The sequence below is a fragment of the Streptococcus sp. GMD1S genome (assembly GCF_000296875.1).
Lineage (GTDB): Bacteria > Bacillota > Bacilli > Lactobacillales > Streptococcaceae > Streptococcus.
On the sequence record NZ_AJQY01000345.1, the window covers coordinates 1 to 2,792 of the forward strand.

A 2,792-nucleotide genomic window follows, 5' to 3' on the forward strand; every position below is an offset into this window, starting at 1 on the left:
GGTGACCACGTTACGACTGACTCTGGTACTGGTATTGTCCATACAGCCCCTGGTTTTGGTGAGGACGACTACAATGTCGGTGTTGCCAACGGCCTTGAAGTTGCTGTAACAGTTAACGAACGCGGTATTATGATGGAAAATGCTGGTCCTGAATTTGCGGGTCAGTTCTATGACAAGGTTGTGCCGACTGTTATCGAAAAACTGGGTGATTTGCTCCTTGCTCAAGAAGAAATTTCTCACTCATACCCATTTGACTGGCGTACGAAAAAACCGATCATCTGGCGTGCTGTTCCACAGTGGTTTGCTTCTGTGTCTAAATTCCGCCAAGAAATCTTGGATGAAATTGAAAAAGTGAAGTTCCACTCAGAATGGGGGAAAGTTCGTCTTTACAATATGATTCGTGACCGTGGCGACTGGGTTATCTCTCGTCAACGTGCTTGGGGTGTTCCGCTTCCAATCTTCTACGCAGAAGATGGTACAGCTATCATGACAGCTGAAACGATTGAACATGTAGCTCAACTCTTTGAGGAACACGGTTCTATCATCTGGTGGGAACGTGATGCTAAGGACCTCTTGCCAGAAGGATTTACTCATCCAGGTTCACCAAATGGCGAGTTCAAGAAAGAAACAGATATCATGGACGTATGGTTTGACTCAGGTTCATCATGGAATGGAGTAGTGGTCAACCGTCCAGAACTCAAATATCCAGCAGATCTTTACCTTGAAGGTTCTGACCAGTACCGTGGTTGGTTCAACTCATCACTTATCACATCTGTTGCTAACCATGGCGTTGCTCCCTACAAACAAATCTTGTCACAAGGATTTGCCCTTGATGGTAAAGGTGAGAAGATGTCTAAATCTCTTGGGAATACCATTGCTCCAAGCGATGTTGAAAAACAATTTGGTGCGGAAATCTTGCGTCTCTGGGTAACAAGTGTGGACTCAAGCAACGACGTGCGTATCTCTATGGATATCTTGAGCCAAGTCTCTGAAACTTACCGTAAGATCCGTAACACTCTTCGTTTCTTGATTGCCAATACATCTGACTTTAACCCAGCTCAAGACGCAGTAGCTTACGATGAGCTTCGTTCTGTTGACAAGTACATGACCATTCGCTTTAACCAGCTTGTGAAAACGATTCGTGATGCTTATGCTAACTTTGAATTCTTGACAATCTACAAGGCCTTGGTGAACTTCATCAACGTTGATTTGTCAGCCTTCTACCTTGACTTTGCCAAAGACGTTGTTTACATCGAGGGTGCCAAATCACTCGAACGCCGTCAAATGCAAACTGTCTTCTATGACATTCTTGTCAAAATCACTAAACTCTTGACACCAATCCTTCCTCACACAGCAGAGGAAATCTGGTCATATCTTGAGTTTGAAGCTGAAGAATTTGTGCAATTGTCTGAATTGCCAGAAGCGGAAACTTTTGCCAACCAAGAAGAAATCCTGGATACATGGGCAGCCTTCATGGACTTCCGCGGACAAGCTCAAAAAGCCTTGGAAGAAGCACGTAATGCAAAAGTAATCGGGAAATCACTCGAAGCACACTTGACAGTTTATCCAAACGAAGTTGTGAAAACTCTTCTTGGAGCAGTAGATAGCAATGTGGCTCAACTTTTGATCGTGTCAGAATTGACCATCGCTGAAGGTACAGCGCCAGAAGCTGCCGTTAGCTTCGAAGATGTAGCCTTTACAGTTAAACGCGCTGCAGGTGAAGTATGTGACCGCTGCCGTCGTATCGATCCAACTACTGCAGAACGTAGCTACCATGCAGTCATCTGTGACCACTGTGCAAGCATCGTAGAAGAAAACTTTGCGGATGCAGTTGCAGAAGGATTTGAAGCGAAATAATCATAATAGAATCAAGTTGTCTCATAGTTTAAGATGAGATAAAAATGTAAAAGAGAGAAAGTTATTTCTCTCTTTTTTGTTGGAAAAAGTTTAGGACAAAGGGGGGAAATCTAATAATTTTGGAGTTCGTTTTAAATTGATTTTTGAGATTTTTTAAAAAGAGGAGTCGTTTTTTGGTACTTTTAAAAAGCATGTGTTACTTCTAAAAATCGCGACAAATAATTTGAATAATCAAGTGAAATCAGGTAGAATAGAAAGGATTGAATAATATATTGAAAAGGAAATCTTTAGAATGACACATCAGTTTTATGGAGAAAAACGACAGCGCTTTTCTTTCCGGAAGTTGTCCGTTGGGCTCGTTTCGGCGACTATTGGAAGCTTCTTTTTGAGTGGGCAAATAACTGGGGACTTGACTTCTGTAAAGGCAGCAGAAATTCAAAGTCAGCAGTCTGCTCAGGTCAAATACCACTACGTAGTGGAGTCTGAATTGACGGAGGCAGAGAAGAGTGCCTTGATCAGGGAGATTCCAAAGCATGTTGAGAATGCTTCAGAGACCTATTACTTAGTTTATCGTCCGACTACTCAAGGGGATTCGTCTGGAGTATTACCTAAGACAGGTCACTCCGGCCTTTGGGAATCAACTTTTACAGCGATGGGTCTTGCATTACTAGTGCTTGTAGTTGTTAGAGGCAGAAATGGGAAGAGGTATTTATCTTCGATCTTGTTGGTAACTGGAATGGGATCCATACTGCTATCTCCAACAGTCTTAGCAGTGACGAATATCGAACTTGTGGCATATAATCAAAGTCTTAACTTGGGTCTTGGAGATGCACTTCCAGCGCCATTGAAAATTGACGGTTACGACTATATCGGTTATCTAAAGAATGAAGAACAAAATGATAGTCATTTAGCTCATTCTGCTCTGAAGGAAAATC

2 protein-coding genes are annotated in these 2,792 nt (G+C 42.5%); both read left to right on the top strand.

Features of this window, described 5'->3' with window-relative positions; all coding sequences use genetic code 11:
* Positions 1–1,857, top strand: a 1,857-nt coding sequence (locus GMD1S_RS10080; protein ID WP_000430523.1) for an isoleucine--tRNA ligase, incomplete at its 5' end; no start/stop codon positions are given.
* A 292-nt stretch (positions 1,858–2,149) separates the two neighbouring features.
* On the top strand, positions 2,150–2,792 hold a 643-nt coding region (locus tag GMD1S_RS10085; protein ID WP_000149611.1), incomplete at its 3' end, for a YSIRK-type signal peptide-containing protein.